This is a genomic window from Alkalinema pantanalense CENA528, assembly GCF_050753345.1.
Classification (GTDB): Bacteria; Cyanobacteriota; Cyanobacteriia; order Leptolyngbyales; family Leptolyngbyaceae; genus Alkalinema; species Alkalinema pantanalense.
On the sequence record NZ_JBLZFX010000058.1, the window covers coordinates 18,474 to 36,115 of the forward strand.

General features: G+C 49.7%; 8 protein-coding genes. 2 read left to right on the forward strand and 6 right to left on the reverse strand.

Going from position 1 to position 17,642, the window contains the following annotated elements; translation table 11 throughout:
• Window positions 1–50: 50 nt before the first annotated feature.
• From ACN4EG_RS17720 to ACN4EG_RS17735, 4 genes are all read right to left on the reverse strand, one after another.
• A complete protein-coding gene (locus ACN4EG_RS17720) occupies window positions 51–1,139 on the reverse strand; it encodes an LLM class flavin-dependent oxidoreductase (protein WP_431631416.1) in 1,089 nt (362 codons plus the stop codon).
• Between the two features lie 43 nt (window positions 1,140–1,182).
• The gene (locus ACN4EG_RS17725; RefSeq protein ID WP_431631417.1) at window positions 1,183–5,946 is read right to left on the reverse strand and encodes a type I polyketide synthase; all 4,764 of its coding nucleotides are present in this window, start codon (window positions 5,944–5,946) and stop codon (window positions 1,183–1,185) included.
• A 259-nt stretch (window positions 5,947–6,205) separates the two neighbouring features.
• Complete coding sequence (locus ACN4EG_RS17730; RefSeq protein WP_431631418.1) at window positions 6,206–9,880, reverse strand: non-ribosomal peptide synthetase; 3,675 nt, start codon at window positions 9,878–9,880, stop codon at window positions 6,206–6,208.
• A gap of 146 nt (window positions 9,881–10,026) precedes the next feature.
• On the reverse strand, window positions 10,027–11,598 hold the full coding sequence (locus tag ACN4EG_RS17735) for a 3-oxoacyl-[acyl-carrier-protein] synthase III C-terminal domain-containing protein (RefSeq protein WP_431631420.1): 1,572 nt from the start codon (window positions 11,596–11,598) through the stop codon (window positions 10,027–10,029).
• Between the two features lie 437 nt (window positions 11,599–12,035).
• Here ACN4EG_RS17735 and ACN4EG_RS17740 point away from each other — a divergent pair, with 437 nt between their 5' ends.
• Window positions 12,036–13,355, forward strand: a complete 1,320-nt coding sequence (locus ACN4EG_RS17740; protein ID WP_431631422.1) for an MFS transporter — start codon at window positions 12,036–12,038, stop codon at window positions 13,353–13,355.
• Window positions 13,356–13,540: 185 nt separating this feature from the next.
• On the opposite strand, the gene ACN4EG_RS17745 is transcribed toward ACN4EG_RS17740, so the two are convergent.
• A complete protein-coding gene (locus ACN4EG_RS17745) occupies window positions 13,541–13,981 on the reverse strand; it encodes an ExbD/TolR family protein (protein ID WP_431631423.1) in 441 nt (146 codons plus the stop codon).
• 53 nt (window positions 13,982–14,034) lie between these two features.
• Window positions 14,035–14,649, reverse strand: coding sequence for a MotA/TolQ/ExbB proton channel family protein (locus ACN4EG_RS17750; protein ID WP_431631425.1), 615 nt, complete (start codon window positions 14,647–14,649; stop codon window positions 14,035–14,037).
• A 484-nt stretch (window positions 14,650–15,133) separates the two neighbouring features.
• On the opposite strand from ACN4EG_RS17750, the gene ACN4EG_RS17755 reads away from it, so the two are divergent.
• On the forward strand, window positions 15,134–17,410 hold the full coding sequence (locus tag ACN4EG_RS17755; protein WP_431631426.1) for a TonB-dependent receptor plug domain-containing protein: 2,277 nt from the start codon (window positions 15,134–15,136) through the stop codon (window positions 17,408–17,410).
• Window positions 17,411–17,642: the final 232 nt, after the last annotated feature.

A 17,642-nucleotide genomic window follows, 5' to 3' on the forward strand; every position in this document is an offset into this window, starting at 1 on the left:
TCTCCCATCCGTATCTGACCATCCGCTCTCTTTCCTATTGCTGTTATGAGTTAACACAGTATAGGAACTTCATCGTTCGCTGCCTGATTGTGGGATACCTGATCGTATTGCTGTTTCAGCGTCTTTAACTGCTCTAGGCTTTCCATCACCCAATCATACTCAATCCCAAAATCAATCAGTGCCGCCACTTCATCTACCCCTGCTGTTTGCAGGTTATCCACCATTTTTTTGCAATGATCCGGTGTTCCCATCAACACTTTGCCGTTGAAATAGCTTTCAAAACTAAACTCCAACAGATCATCTAAATCCTGAGGTGTCAAAGTTTGAGGATCGATCGAAAATCGCAATTCTCCCGCTGATTTCAACACCAAATCAAAATGGGTTTTGAGATAGTTTTTAAAGGGCTGTTTGACGCGATCGCGAACAGTTTGTAGATCATCACCGATAAATGTATGAATCATCATGGAAACCTTTCCGCGATTGGGATCGTGCCCATGGTTGGCGAGGGTTTGACGATACAATGTAACTTTGCGAAGAATCTCTTCTAGGCTTTGGTAGAGCGGTGACGTGAGGATGTTAGCGCCAATCTTGCCTGCTTCGATAAAAGTATCATCCGCCATGGCGGTAATCCAGATGGGAACCTGCGCCTGTAGCGGTCTGGGAAAGGTTTGCACCGCAACGGGCTGGCCATTGCCTCCAGGAAACTCGATCGCCGTTCCTTGCCATAATTGCTGCACAACCTGAATATCCCGCCACATAATTGCCTTTTTGTCGGCGTACTTTTCCGGGTATAGGACGAAATCATTGGGATGCCAACCCGGCGCAAAGGAAAGACTCACCCGCCCCTGGGAGAGGTTATCCACCATAGCCCATTCCTCCGCCACCCGCAGCGGATGTTGCAACGGAATCACCACACTGCCCGATCGAATTTCCAATTGCTTCGTTACCATGGCGATCGCAGCCCCAGCAACGGAAGGATTGGGATATAGCCCCCCAAAGGCATCAAAATGGCGTTCAGGAATCCAAATCCCCGCGAACCCGTTGCGATCGGCAAATTTTGCTCCTTCGATCAACAGGCGATATTTTTCCTGACTCGTGCTAGAACCGTCCCCTGAAAAATAAAATAAACTGAATTTCATTGTGCTTCGATCACTCCATGGATGAATCAGTAATCTCGATCATTTAATCTCCGGCTAACTGCGCTTGTACCTCCGCTTGGGATAATTGTTCAATTTCCGCTAAAATCCGGGCCATTGCATCTGCTTCCGATTCCGGGATCAACTGCGCTCCAATGATTGCGGCCAAACCTGCCACCGTTGGCGCATCGGAGAGCAATGTGCGTAGGGACAGGTCTACGCTATACCGTTCCCGCAAACGCGCTACGACCCGCACTGCTAGCAATGAATGGCCACCGAGATCAAAAAAGTTGTCATGGATGCCAATTTGCGCAATCCCTAACTGTTCCTGCCAGAGTTCTGCAATCTGTTGCTCTAACTCTGTACTGGGTGCAATGTATTGGGTTGTTTGCAGTGTTCTTGAATGACCTTCTGAAGTTGAGATGCTGCTACTAGCATTGATGATCGCTTTTAAATTACTGAATTCTGCTGTTTTCGTCAGATTTTTAGCATCAATCCGACGACTACGATTCTGCTCTAAAACCGTTGTCCAATCCTTGGTTGAAACGATCACTTGGGAAATATCCTGCGTTTGCTGAAGCTGTAATAAATGCTGTAACACTTCCCAGCCTTCCTGGGGCGCAATGCCCAGTTCCAAGGCATCTAACCGTTCCTGCTGCAAGCGATCGGGCAAGTTTGCCAAATCAGCCCCCATGCCCACGTCCTGCCAAATATCCCAGTTAATCGCTAACGTGGGGACAGCCTGATTGGAGTCATTCGCCTGCGCCACCGCATTCAAGTAAGCATTGGCCGCGCAGTAGTCCACCTGCCCCAATCCCCCCAGTAAGGCGCTGTGGGAAGAAAACAGGATCAGAAAATCTAACGATTGGGATTGGAGAACTTGTTGGAGAACTTGTTGGAGAACTTGTGTACCCTGCACTTTGGGAGCCATGACTCGATTGGCCTCGGCCTGGGTCTTGAGTTGGATGATGCCATCGCCCGGTATACCCGCAGTGTGAAAGACCCCGTGAATCGTGCCAAACATTTGCTGAGCTTGGTCAATCGCCGTTTGCATTTGCATTCGATCGCTGACATCGGCCTGAATCACCAATACTTTCGCATCCGTGAGTTCCAAGGCTTGAATTTTGCGAATTTTGCGACTTGTGATGTCTTGATCATCATGATCTAGTAACCAATTGGCCCAGTCCGATCGCGCAGGGAAGAACGATCGACTGATGAGCACTAAACGCGCTTGTACCGTTTTGGCCAGGTATTCCGCGATCGTCAAGCCAATGCCCCCCAATCCGCCCGTAATCACATAGATGCCTTGGGTTCGCAGGGTCTTGTTGGGATTGGCCGATTGCATGGGTAGCGATTCGTAGGTGGGAACCCAGCGATACGGCCCCCGATAGGCGACGATCGGTTCATCATTCCCCGATTCCGAGGTTTGGGAAGCCTGTAGAATGTCCACAATTATGGAATCTGCTAGGGGCTTAATCTGGCTGGCTGCGATGGGGAATGCTAGGTCGATCGCCCGACAGGTGATGTTGCTATATTCCTGGGGAATGACACGGCAAGGCCCCAAAATCGTTGCTTTCTCCGGTTCGAGGGTTTCAATGCCCGTTACCTTGTGCACGTTGCTGGAAATAACCCCGATCGTAACCTTACCTGTAAAGGAACTCTGCCCGATCGCCTGGGCAAGGGATAGTAAACTCTGGAATCCCAAGGCTTGCGTATCGGTTTGGCAAAGGTTGGAATCTACCGTCCAGCCATGGACTATACATAGTTCTGCAATTGCTTGCGGTACCTGGTCAGAATCTTTGTGCAGAATAGCTTGCAATAGAATGTCATATTGCGCCCGATCGTGGGGATTAATTGTGTAAACACCCATTTGTGATTGACGAAAGGACTCTCCTGGCAATACCTCAACGACGCGCTGGCCCTGCTGCCGTAACTGCTGTGCTATCGCAGTAGTCATCCCTTGCTGATCTGCTAGAAGAACCCAACAGCATTGCTGATCGGATGGGTTGGAAGACGCTGGTGCTAGTAATTGTGCTAACGGTTGTGGAAATAAATTAACCGATCGCTTCCAGGACGGTAAGTAGAACCAATCCGTAATGGCTGATTTTTTCTGTAAAAGGGCTGGGGATCCTTTGGGTGAAGCGGGCTGAAAGGCATCCATAGCGGGTGCATCAATCCAGTAACGCTGCCGTTCAAAGGGATAGGTGGGTAAAGGTATCCGACTGCGTGACTGCCCCGCGTAAAAGCTTGCCCAATCGATCGCGACACCCTGTACCCAAAGCTGCCCCACCGCTTGCAGCACAGCTTCGATCGCCGAAGTGGTCTGTTTGGGATGGGGAAGGGAAGACAGCACCGATCGATCCGGAGCTTGCTGTCGTGCCAAAGTTGTGAGGGTCGTCCCAGGGCCCACTTCTAAAAAGACCGCTGTGGGCTGCTCCAGCAATTGCGCAATGCCTTGGGAAAACCGTACCGTTTGCCGCAAATGCTCGGCCCAATAGTCAGGATTGGTGGCCTGTTCCGCCGTAATCCAAGTCCCTGTGAGATTAGAGATAAACGGAACGTTCGGCGACTGAAAAGAGATGCGACGAAGCTGCTGGAGGAACGGTTCGATCGCCCCTGCCATCATTGGCGAATGGAAGGCGTGGGAGGTCTGTAAGCGACGGCAATCAATGCCTTGGGCGGTAAAGGTTTGCTCTAGCGTGGTGATTTCTGAGATCGGGCCGGAAAGAACGCTGAGGGTGGGACTGTTGACGGCTGCGAGGACGAGGGTATGGGTGAGCCAGGGTTGTAGGTCTGCCGCCGATCGATGTACGGCCAACATGGCCCCAGTCGGTTGCTGTTGCATGAGCTGACCTCGAAGCGTTACCAATGCTAATGCATCTTCAAGAGAGAACACACCGGATAAACAGGCAGCAACATACTCCCCAATGCTGTGACCAATCATAGACTGTGGCTGTATACCCCAACTCATCCATAACTGTGTCAATGCATATTCAATGACAAAGAGAGCCGGTTGGGCAATTTCTGTCTGGGTTAATGCTTCTGGGCCTCGATCGGTGGTATTGTCCGGGTAGAGTCGCGATCGTAAGTCTAAGCCGGATTGCGCTTGCAGGATAGCAAAACAGCGATCGCAGGCCGCTTGAAACATAGGTTCCTGTTCATACAGATCCCGCGCCATATTGACATGCTGTGCCCCTTGTCCCGGAAACATGAAAATAACGGGATTTTCAGCCTGTTCCAACGAATGAACAAAAGATTTTGAGGAATGGTTGAGATTATTCTGAGAATTAATCTGAGAATCCAGGACTGCAATGGCTTCTTCAACAGTTTTAACCACAGCAACCCAACGATGGTTAAATTGCCAACGACCCCGGCTTAAGGTGTGGGCAATATCGGCTAAAGGACGATCGGGACAATGCTGAAGGAATGCTTTGAAATTCTGTAGAGCTTTGTCTAAGGCAGTGGGCGTTTTGGCCGAGAGGGTTAATACTTGGTAGGGGCGCTCTGCTTGGGATGGGGCATCGTCGATCGTCGGGGTAGGGGCTTCCTCTAACACCACATGGGCGTTGGTGCCCCCGAAGCCAAAGGAACTCACCCCTGCCCGTCGGGGATGGCCCTCCGTTTGCCAGTCCCGAAGCTGGGTATTGACATAAAAAGGACTCTGGGCAAAGTCTATTTGGGGGTTGGGGGCGGTGAAGTTCAGGCTTGGCGGAATGCGGCGATGGTGCAGCGCTAATACGGTTTTAATAAATCCCGTGATGCCAGCGGCGGCATCTAAATGCCCCACATTGGTTTTGACCGAGCCAATGGCACAAAATTGGTTGCGATCGGTGCCGAAACGAAAGGCTTGAGTCATCGCCGCAAGTTCTATCGGATCGCCGAGGGCCGTTCCCGTGCCATGGGTTTCTAGATAGGTAATCGTCTCCGGCTCTACTTCTGCCATGAGATGGGCTGCTCGAATGACCTGGGTTTGCCCTGTTTGGCTGGGAGCGGTGTATCCCACTTTCATCGCACCGTCATTGTTGATTGCCGATCCTTTGACGACTGCGTAAATGTGATCTCGATCGGCGATTGCGTCTTCCAATCGTTTCAATACCACGACACCGATTCCATTACCGCCTACGGTGCCGTTCGCATTGCAATCAAAGGCTCGACAGTGGCCATCGGGTGAGGCAATTTCATCCGGAGATAACGTCACTTCGCTTTGGGGTACTTTCACTGCCACCCCTGCGGCCAAGGCCGTATCACATTCCCCACTCAGCAAGCTCTGGCAGGCCAAATGAACGGCTACCAGGGAACTAGAGCAAGCGGTTCCGACACTCATGCTGGGGCCCTTGAGATTGAGCTTGTAGGAGACCCGCGTGGGCAGGTAGTCCTTATCGACCCCGACTAACGTTTGCAGAAAGCCCCGAGACTCCAGTAAACCCGGTGTGGGACTTAGGTTATACAGTAAGTAGGTGCCCATGCCAACGCCCGCAAAGACCCCGATCGCGCGTTCCTCATGTTCCGAGCTATACCCGGCATTTTCCAAGGCCATCCAAGCTTGTTCTAAGAATAGTCGGTGCTGGGGATCCATGACTTCGGCTTCGCGCGGATTGAAGCCAAAGAAGCCTGCATCAAATTGATCAACATCAGTTAAAACGCCTCCAGCCCGTACGATCGAATCCTTTGGATTAGTTGAGGAAAAGGCTGTAACCTGTTCCTGACCTGCTTCTAGATTCTGCCAAAATTGTTCGATCGTCTCTCCGCCAGGAAATTTTCCGGAAAGACCAATGACTGCAATTTCTAAACCTGTTTGCTGAGAACTCATGGTGATTGATGGAGGAAAGAGGACTATTGGATGGGCGATCGAGGGATTGATGAATTGGTGCAGTAGAATGACACGATCGTTGATTGCAAAGGCTTTGATCCCCCTAAATCCCCCTATCTCCTTCGCAGAGGCTACGCCAACAAAAAGGGGGACTTTGAAAAAATTTAGCTGAATCTTCCTTATTAAGGGGAGGATCTCAACTCACTTTGCAAGCTACTGAAATTAACGAACTAGGCAATCGATCGAGAAAGCTTAAAACTTACTTTTGCATCAGCTTAGATTTTTCAAACCGTTGCTTCAGTCGATTTTTACCTTGTGTGAGTTTCTGTACAGATCCGTTCTGTACTTGTTCTATGGGCTGATCTGTGAACTGTTTTACCTGTTGGTGTAAATTCTGCTGAGATTGCGCCTGTAAAATGCGTTGGGATAGGACTTTCACCGTGGGATAGCTAAATAAATCCACGAGGGATAGAGTTTGCATTACATCTGGAATGGCTGATCCTAACTGGCTGTAGATTGTGGTGAGTAGTAGGGAATTGACGCCGATGTCAAAAAAATTGTCATTGACCCCGACCCGATCGCAGCCCAGAACCGTTTGAAATACCTGTGCGATTACCTGTTCAATCTCGTTTTGTGGCGGGGTATAAATGGCTTCTCTCTTGTGGAATAGGGTCTCTTGGGTGGGTAATGCTTGGCGATCGACCTTGCCATTGGCTGAAAGGGGCAGCGCATCCAAAAACATAAAGACCGATGGCACCATGTAATCGGGCAGCTTTTGTTTCAGCCATTGACTTAATTCATCTACTGTAGGTACTTCCGGGGTCGATGTTTCCAGTTTAGCTACTTCAATAGATTCATTAATAATCGGTGTAGTAATCGGTGAGGCAATGGAGTTGGTGACTGGAACTATATAGGCTGCTAATTGGATTTCTGAATAATTTACTGAATGGCTTGCTGCGGAAAGTTCCGTTGTTTCAGACTGGTTTTTAGCAGACGATATAGCTTTCACGATCGCGGCTTTAACTTTGGGATGCTGCATTAATGCTGCTTCAATTTCTCCAGCTTCAATGCGATGTCCCCGCAGCTTAATTTGGAAATCCACTCGACCTAAAAATTCGATCGTGCCATCGGGTAAATAGCGTCCTCGATCGCCTGTTCGATAGAGTCGTTCTCCCGTGCGGGGATGGGTGATAAAGTGCGCCTGCGTTTTGTCTGCATCACGCCAATACCCCTTCGCCAACTGGATCCCCGCACAATACATTTGCCCTGCAACCCAGGTGGGACAATCCTCCAAAGCCTCATTCAAAATGTAGTATTTTGCGTTGGCCATGGGTTTCCCGTAGGGAATACTTTTCCACTGCGGATCGATGTCCTGAATTTCATAGCCAATGTTCCAAATGGTGGTTTCGGTGGGGCCACCAATGCTGAGTAATTGGATCGCGGGCACCTGCGATCGCAGCCGACTGGGTAAGGATACAGGCCACCAATCTCCGCCTAAAATCGCCAACCGTAAACTGGAGGGTAACTGGGAGACTGTCTGAGGGGGCTGATTGTCCAGGGTATTCAACAACATTTCCATCATTGGCGGCACAGAATTCCAGAGCGTCACCTGTTCCCGATGAAGCAATTCTGCCCAGTGCTGGGGATCTTTGACCCGATCGGCCTCTGGCATGACGATCGCGCCCCCCGCACTGAGTAAACCAAAGATGTCGTAGACTGACAGGTCATGATTCAAAGCGGTTAATGCTAGGATGCGATCGTGATGACTCACTTGGAATCGCTGATTGGTATGCACTACTACATTAGTGACATTGCGATGGGTAATCATCACCCCTTTCGGTAAACCTGTAGAGCCGGAAGTATAAATGACATAGGCTAAGTCATCGGGACGTTGTACACTTTCAAGCACTGGAGCCTCACTGTCGATCTCATCCTGGCTCCATCCCTGTTCTGTATCTAAACGAATCCGCTGAATATCCACGGGCCAAGCAATGCGAGAATCAATCCAAGATTGGGTTAAGACAATTCTGACTTCACTGTGTTGCAGGAGATAATGCAATCGCTCAGTGGGCAAGTCAGGCGAGATCGGGACATAGGCCGCCCCGGAGATCAACGTTCCTAAAACGGCTACGATTTGCTCCCAGCCTTTCTCCATCACAATCCCAACCAATTGATTAGGCTGTAGTCCCTGTTTGCGTAGGTGTTGTCCCAGTTGCCGCGATCGACGGTATACTTCGCCATAGGTCAGTGTTTTCTGTGGAGTGATGACTGCGGATCGATCTGGCTGTTGGCAAGCCTGTTGAATAAACCAATCGTGTAGCAATCCGTTAAATAAAGGTGCTTCCGTGGCATTGATGGCGGCTCGTTGCGCTAACTGGTTTGTTGGCAAGAGTTGGCGTTGGGGATTAATCCACAGTGCCTCTATGTTCGCTAATTGGTTGAGAAATTGACAGTAGGCGGCGAACATATCTGCAATCATGCCTTCCGGAAATAGCCCCTCTACCACATCCCAGTTAAAGGTTAGGGTGTCCTGTTCTTCCCAAACTTGAACATCCATCCAAGCCTGAGACGCTTGGCTAATACCATAGACCAATTCTCCAAAGTGGCTGAAGGTCAGGGTTTCCTGCCCCAGTCCCGCAAACCCCAGCGTACTGGTAAAAATGACGGGCATGGCATTGGGGGCTGCACCCCGTCGCCGGGTCAGTTCACGGGTCACGCGCACCCCACTAAAGTAGCGGTGTTCCAAGTCCTGCCAAAGCTGTTGCTGAATTCGGATCGCTCGATCGCGGAATGACATCGCCTGGGACTGATCGATCGCTAACAGTGTGACAGAGGTAAAATCACCTAAGAGATGATTCACTTGAGAATGCATGGGTAGACGATTAAACAACGCTAAATTCAGCGTGAATTGTGGGTTGTGACTCCAGAGGGCAATCACTTCTGCAAACGCTGCCAACAATAATCCCGAAGGTGTTAAACCCGCTTGGGTAGCCTTTTGCTTTAGCCGTTGCCAATCCTCTCGCTCCATGCAGCCATGGTGACGTTGGCAATGGTGGGTTTTCAGTTCTTTTGGATGCTTGGCTAGGGGTAAATTGGGAGCGGGAGGTAAAGTATCCAACCGCTTGAGCCAATAGTCCTGCGATCGCTGATAGAGTTGTGTCTGGGGCAGGGCCTGCTCTGCTAAAACATAATCCCGAAAAGATAGGTCTAGGGGCGTTAACTGTGCCACTGGATTTTGGTACAGTTGAAACCATTCTTCGAACAGACGAAAGAGGCTCCAAGCGTCAAACACGAGTAAGTCATAACTAATGTGCAGCCGCACCCGATCGCCCGCTAAACAAGTGGCCCGAAAATCAAATAACGGCCATTGATCGGCGGGTAGCACTTGGTGGGACATTTCCTGCCGAATTTGCTCCAAATGGGTGGCGATCGTAGCGGGTTCCTGTTGGCGGAGATCGGTGACTTGTAAGGTGTATTCAGGCACCTCGCGTAGAATGCGCTGTTGGCCATTGGGCAGCACGATCGCCCGCAACATGTCATGGCGTTGAGTCAGTTGTTGGAGGGTGCAATTCAGCCGCTGAACATCCAATCCCACCCCTTCAATTTCGTAATAGCCGTGGTTAGACACATCCCCTAGTTCCAAAATTCCACTGCGCCCGATCCAAAAGGCGTGCTGCATGTCCGTGAGCGGAAATGGTTCATAGCGCGATGCGGGATCTGGAATGATCGCGGGAAGATCTGTCTCTAGTTGGTTAGCTTGGTGCTGTTGCAGGAGGGCGAGAAGTTCAGCCTTAGACTGGATTAGCGATCGCCGTAGTTCTTCCGTCAAAGCCCCTTTCGGAGCATCGACTTGCAGCAATTCTCCCACCACTGAAAGCTTGATTCCCTGATGGGCAAGTTGGTGCAAAAGTGTATTGAGACGAGTGTCTTGCATAATGTTGTTGAATCTCTTACTTGAATCGCTTAAATTGCAGTTTTAGACTGTGATCGAAGTAGTGATCTAAATAGTCTTTCAAGAATAAAAATTTAATTAATAAATTAGTTTTATGAATTAGTCTATAAATTACTTCTATAGGACTCTTATAGAATCATGACTTCTCGATCGTTGGATTGACTGAGTTCAGGCTGAATGGCTGAATCGCTGATTAATTCCATGATTGCAAGTTGATCAGTGAGGTATTGGCTTAAATGCCCGATTGTCTGTTCACCAAAGAATTTCTCCATCGGCACCCGAACCTGAAAGTCTGTCTCCAGTTGGCTGCGTAGCACGATCGCCATCAAAGAATCTAGCAATGTGGATAACAGGATTGTTCCATTAAGCTGGTCTGGAGCTAATTGTCGGGATTGGGCCAGCCATTCAATTAAATATGTCACTATAGCGGAGGTGAGATCGGCGGGTGACAATGACAGAATGGCTGCTACACGATCGGCGCGATCGGTTGATGCAATAGATGTAGATACAGTAGGCGCAGATGCAGTAGGCGCAGATGCAAGAGACGCAGATGCAAGAGACGCAGATGCAGTCGAGGAACTAGGAATTGCTGGATATTCCTGGGAAATCCCTTGTCCCGATCCGGCTCCCAAAGCCACTTTGCTCCATCGCATCACTGTCGCAGCAGCGGTCGCTCCGGCCCCATTGGCATAGATCAAGACCAAATCATTTTCCTGAATTTTGCCAGTCCTAGCTGCATGATCCAAATTAGCGATCGGAAAGACGGGCCCAATATTGGCATAGTGGGGATATAAATTCGTAATGCGATCGATCTCAACCCCCAAAGCCTGGGCAAACACTTGGGCATACCAAGCCGTGGGGGTATTGATGGCAAATAGCCGAATATCCTCAAGCTGCACTCCTGATGCCGCAACTGCCGCATGACAGCACTGGTGTAGGGTATCCGCTGCGGTTTCCGCTAGACGACTGACATTTTCCCCGGTGCGGGTTTGAATGCGGGGCTGACCTTGGGCATCCATTCCCCATTCATGGACATAGGCTCCCACCGTGGTCGCCGTTGAGAGCACCTGCGTCCCCAGAATACCCTGGGATGCGGCCACTGGGCCCACCACCAACGCCCCGGCCCCATCTCCCATGGCCCAAGCCAGTGTGTCTTGTTCGTTGACCGATCGAGATCCAATATGAGAAACGATAATGAGAATGTTCTGGTAAACGCCCGTTTGTATCAGGGATTGTGCAGTTTGCAATGCAACCAATGCACTCGCACAAGTGGATTCTAGATTCCAAGCGGGACAGCCCAGCCCCAAAGATTGCGCGAGATCTGCCGCTCCCCCAGGGCCGACTGCATCGGGAAACAGAGAGGCCACGATCGCGAGATCAATCTGTTCAGAGGGCAAATCCGCTGCCTGTAATGCCGCCTGAGCCGCTTGGAATTCCAGCGCTTGGGAGGTTTCCTGCTCTGCCAACACCCGCCGTTCTACACTGCCTCGAAAGGGATCAGCTAAATAGGGGGTGACCGCCTGTAACCACATTTCCAACCCACTGGGATTGTCCGGCAATTCCAAGGGCTGGGGTAGCCTTGCAGACCGTTGAATGGGCGAAACAAGACCCGGAAATTGGTCGAGCCAATATTGATTGGTGCGTACTGTTGGGGGAAAGCTGACGGCCAGCGATCGAATCCCGACTGACGGCATAGGCATAACAGGAATCTCAATAATTACACTCTTCTTGAATAAGATTCTCAAAAAGAAGACCTTCTAACAGTACCATGGTTTTTTTTCTATTAACAAGCGATGTCTATAAAATTTCTGACTGTTCGGGTTAGGGGACTGGTTGGATGCTTAGGGAGCAGCGTATCAATAAAGTTCTGGGCGTGGGAGGGTAGAAGAGTAAAAGGGTAGGGGATGAATTAGGGGCTATTATTTCTTGGCAAATTCTTTGGAATAATAGGCGAATGATGGTAAATAATGGGCAAATATTGGGTTCACTATAATGGTAAATTATTTCAATAACTACCCATCTACCCACCTACCCACCTACCCCAACCATTCCCCGTGAGATTGTATTTGTACGCTATTCCCTAATCGCAGACTTTTTTATTAGACGTTTCTACCAGACTTTTCTGTAAGGCCAGATCGTGCGTAACTTCACTATTTTTTGGAGCGGACAGATGGCTTCTGCCATTGGTACCGCTATGACTCAATTTGCCCTAACTATTTGGATTTGGCAAATTACGCAAGAAAGCACTGCGATCGCGCTGTTGAGTTTTCTCTTTCAAGTTCCACAAATTCTGATTACGTTATTGGCTGGGGTAATTATCGATCGTGTCAATCGTAAGCGATTAATGATTGTGAGCGATGCGATCGTTGCCTTGTGTACGCTGCTGATTGGGTTACTGTATGCAACCCATACTCTACAAGTTTGGCATCTCTATGCCCTTGCGGTTGCCTATGGTTGCTTTGAGCAATTACAAACGTTAGCCTATTCTGCTTCTATTTCGCTCATGGTACCGAAGCAGCATTATGCCCGCGCCAGTAGCATCAGTTCCCTGGTGACCTATGGATCGGCGATTCTAGCCCCTGCTTTGGTCGGTTTGCTCTATCCCACGATCGGGGTTCTGGGCATTATGGCGATTGATGTGTTTACCTTTGCGATCGGGATTGGCTCTGTTTGGATCATTCCCATTCCCCAACCGCCGAAAACGGAGGGATCGATCGATCGAGCCAGCCTCGGGCAGGAACTTTTCTTTGGGTTGAAGTACATTCGGGCACGTCCGAGTTTATGGGCGCTGACGATATTGTTCTGTGCGTTCCTCCTGACCTATCATATGGGCGAAACCCTCTACCAGCCCATGATTCTAGCCCGGACGCAGGGGAATACCCAAATCCTGGGCATGGTGGTGACGGCTGCGGGCCTGGGGGGCGTGGTTGGGTCGATCGTCCTCAGCCTGTGGGGTGGATTTCAGCGCAGGATTCATGGGGTTCTCATCGGATTTATTGGTGCAGGATTAGGCCGAATTTGCCTGGGGGTGGGGCAACTGTATCCCGTTTGGTTAGGAGCACAATTTTTCTCAGCCTTTAATCTTCCTGGGGCCTTTGGTTCCAGTTATGCCATTTGGTATGCCAAGGTGGAACCGGAGGTGCAGGGACGGGTGCTAGCTTCCGCGCATATGTTGGGGCTAATTGTTGGCGCGATCGCGACTTTGATGGCTGGGCCTTTGGCCGATCAGGTGTTTGAACCGCTTATGACTTCAGGGAATGGGTTTGCCCAAATTTTCACGCCTTTAGTAGGCAGTGGCCTGGGATCGGGAATGGCGGCTTTATTTCTGATAACTGCGATCGGCATGGTTGCCTTGGGAATTGCTGGATATTGTTTTCCTAGCATTCGCAATGGAGAAGATTTACTGCCCGATCATGATCATAATCACGATGATGAGTTTCCGCCTGTCTCGATCTAGTTTTATCTGGGACAAACGCTCAAATCATTAAGTAAATCATTAAGCCTCGCAATGTCTTTTTTCAGCATTACGAGGCTTTTACTACAGGTTGAAATTCCAGAAATTCACGATCGAGGTATCAAATGTATATCACTTTAGCGTTTGACCCTTATTGTATCGATTAGAAATCGATTAGAAGCTTGGTTTTAGGGTGTTTCAGATTCCACAGGAGCCGCATCTTTCTTGGTGGACAGCGCGACTTTCACGCCGGGAACCTGACGCACTTTATCCAACACTTCCACCGCATCTCCGTAGTTAATTGCCCGATCGGCATTCAAAATGACAACCAGGGGTTGATCCGATCGTTGTAGCTTTTGGATGGAATCAACCACTTGATCCGCTTGAATCGGTTGTCGATTGAGAAACAAATTTCCCTGTTCATTAATCGTCAGGGTGACCCGATTATTATTGAACTGGGTTTGGGAATTTTTTGCTTTGGGCAGATTGACGGATAGCGTTTCCAACCGAGTTAGAAATAGCGTAGACATAATGAAAAACGCCAAGATTGAAAACGTAACATCAATCATCGGCACAATATTAATTTGGGTCGGTTGTTCCGGTTCTGCGATCGCGCGGCGACGGGGCATGGCAACTCTCCTAGCAATGATTCCCTGGCAATGATTCCCTGACAATGATTCAGTTAAGAGCGAGATTCAGTCCGATTCAACGTAAATGTTTTATGGCGGCGGCGATACAGCAATTCGATTTCGGCTACGTTTTCTTGAATCAGTGCCAATTGTCGAGTGTAAAAACTGCGGAAAATGCTGGCCACTGCAAAGGCAAAAATCGCCACAATTAACCCAAACGCCGTGGTAATCAACGCCACACTGATCCCAGACGTTACACCCACGGTTTTGCTGCCGTCTACGCCCCCCAGGGTCAAGTTAGAAAACGACTGCATTAATCCGGTCACCGTGCCCAGCAAGCCTAACAAAGGTGACAACCCCACAATTAGATCAAAGAAATCATTAAATCGTTTGAGGATGGGAATTTCTGCCTGAATGGCTCCATCGATCGCGAGGGCAAATTCATCGGAGTCAGCATCCTCCAAGGACAGCGCCTCATGGAAAATGCGGGGGATGGGTAAATTTAAGTGCCGACTGAGTTTTTCGATCGCTAAACTGGGGTCACTGCGATACAAACTAATGACTTGGCGCACAATGGTATGTTGGGTTTTGAGCAGCCGTGACCAAAAGAGCGATCGCTCGACTACCATGGCAACGGATGCAATGGAAAAAAACAACAGTGGCCACATGACAGGCCCCCCTGCCAAAAATAAATCCTTCAACGACACAAGCTCACCTCATTTCCATACATCACAACTGATACCCCCATTGACACCCGATTGCGGGATTTATTTATATTGAGGGATTCGATGATCTATCGATAATAGTTATCGATACTAATCGGTAATACTATTCAGCGATCCCCGGATTCAATGGCCTGTTTTTCCTGCCAAAAGGCTTATTTTACCTAAGATCCAGATCAATATACCATGATCTACTAATGCAAACGTATTTCAATAAAAATTTGTAGAATCCTCTTTTTAGAGGTCATTTTACGATGAGGTTGAAACTGATTTCCTATAAAGATTTTCTGCAAATGCTGTTCATCCCTGCTTTCTACCAACGCCTCTAAAAATTTTGCAAAAACGACGGGCTGTCTTTTGACAAATTAATTTTTTTACAACAGGTTGAAATAAATCAGATTTTGCCTGTTGTTGGAATTGATGGGATTTTATGGTGAGAAAGCTGGGGTTAGGGTGTGGGAACCTGTGGGGCGGAAATGGGCTAAATGTAGCCTATGGGCGTCAGATATTGCTGAATGCAGCCTCGATCGGTTCTTGGGCGATCGGTTCTTGGGCGATCAGCACCTGCGCAATTGTGCCTGGGGTGGGGCTGGCTCAGAATGTTCTTGCTACAGAATTTGTCGCAGAATTTGCTACAGAATTTGCCACAGAATTTGCCACAGAAGTTATTTCAGCAAATTCGCAAGGGCATTCGACGATCGCGCAACCTGTGCATCGACCGCGTCCATTGCGTCAAGTGGTGCTGCCTAAGACCCAAGCGAACGACTTGCTGGCCAATCCAAGGGGCCAGCAAATTCGCCAAGGAATTGCCCAAGCGAAGGATTTAGACCCATCGTCAACGGACGGAGAAGAAATTACCATTACTGGGGTGAAAGAAGAATCGCCCCAAGCCACTCCTATCTATCGGGTTGATCAAACTGAAATCAACAAGCAAGGGGCCAATAGCGTTGCGGAAAGCCTGCGAGGTCTGCCGGGATTTGCCATTAATGATGTGGGATTTGGGGCGGACATTCACACCGGAACCTATTACCGAGGCGCTTCAATTAACCAATCTGTGTTTCTGCTCAATGGTCGATCGATCACGACTAACGTGAACACCTACCACGGCAATATCGACTTGAATAGCTTGCCTGTGGAGTCGATCGATCGAATTGAAGTGTCCAGCGGTAGTAGCGCCACGCTCTATGGTTCAGAAGCCTTTGGTGGTGTGGTTAATATTTTCACCAAGCCCGGTAGCCAAACACCCAAATTCAACGGTCTTGTGCAGTTCGGAGCCTACGGTCAGGAAAATTATCGCGGCAGTTACACCGGCTCCTTTGGCGATGTGGACTATGCCCTGGGCTATGAGCAGTTCCAATCCGCCAGCGACTATCCTGTGCCCCGAGGCGCAGCCAACCGAGGCCCCGATGGTAATTTATTCAACGGCGATAGTGCCACCAGTAGCTACTACGGTCGCTTTGCCTGGACGATCGATCCCCGCAATACACTCACCTTAGACGGTACCAAAATTACCAGTCGCAAAGGATTGCTGTACTTTGGGTTTCCCCTCCAACGCGATCGCCTCAACCACGATGCCTTTAATACGGGTCTAAACTGGCGATCGGAATTAGCAACGGGATCGGTGCTGAATGCGACGGTGGGGTTCAATAAAGACTACTTCCACACCTACGGGCCAACGGCCAATGTGTTTTTCCGCCAAGGTCGTTTGAGTTCCAGTAGTTTAAATTTTCGGCTTGATCACGATTGGCAATTCACCCGATCGGCGAAACTGCGTTGGGGCTTGGATGCGAAAACCGCTTACCTGACCTCAGAAACGACGAGCAACAACCCGACGGTGAGTCAGTTTAATGAAATTGTCGAAACCTCGCGCTTTACGCCAGCCCTGTTTGCCCTGGGAACGTTGCAACTGACGCCGACTCTGCGCACGGAACTAGGTCTGCGCCAAAACTTTAGTGGAGATTTTGGTAGTTCTCTCAATCCCAGTGTGGGCTTAAATTGGTCGCCTAACGCCACGATCGGGCTGCGGGGGAGTTGGGTCTCGGTGCGGCGTTTACCGGGCTTAGATCAGCAATTTGCCTACGATACGGTGCACAACTGGTTCCCAAATGAAAATTTGCAACCGGAGTCGGGCTCGTCCTGGACGGCGGGGATTGATTTTAAACCCAGTCCCCAATGGTCTGGACAGGTGACGTATTTCGGTAGCGCTTTGAGCGATCGGATTGCCATCCAAGCCACGCCGCGCAATGGTCGCACCATTTCCCAATGGCAAAATATCGGCAAAGTGAATACCCACGGATTGGAACTCGCGTTGCAATATCAGCTATCGCCCCAATGGAAAACGTTTCTGAATTACACCTATACCGATGCCCGCATTGGTTCCGGGGTGGAAAAAGGCTTGCAATTGGCCCAGGTGCCGTTTTCCGTCGGGCAATTGGGCATTGGTTATGAGCATCAGGGCTGGCAGGTGAATTTATATGCCAACTACTTCAGTGGGGCGCGGCGAGCTATTTTTGTGAATCCTGGTGAGAGTCCACAGGACTTTTCCCCTTCCTGGCTCAATGTCGATTTCAGCGCTCGCATTCCCCTGACCCGTCGGCTGGGCCTACTGGTTTATTTAGAAAATCTAGGCGGTCGCACCTACGAAAAGGTCAATCGCCTCTATCAACCCGGTACCACAATTCGCATTGGCCTCAACTCTGAGTTTTAATACCAAATCAACTGGTGATTGCAACACATAACGATCCCCCTAAATCCCCCTTAAAAAGGGGGACTTTGAAAGAATTTGACTGAATTCCCCCCTTTTGTAGCTCTGCTTCCCGCAGGGTAGGGGGGCTAGCGATTATCTTGAAAGTCAAGTAGGTTGGGGCAGAACTTGCCCTGGATTAGCTATGGCCGCAGGGTTCCAGAAGGTTCCCTGCTTGACCATGGCATTGAGAATC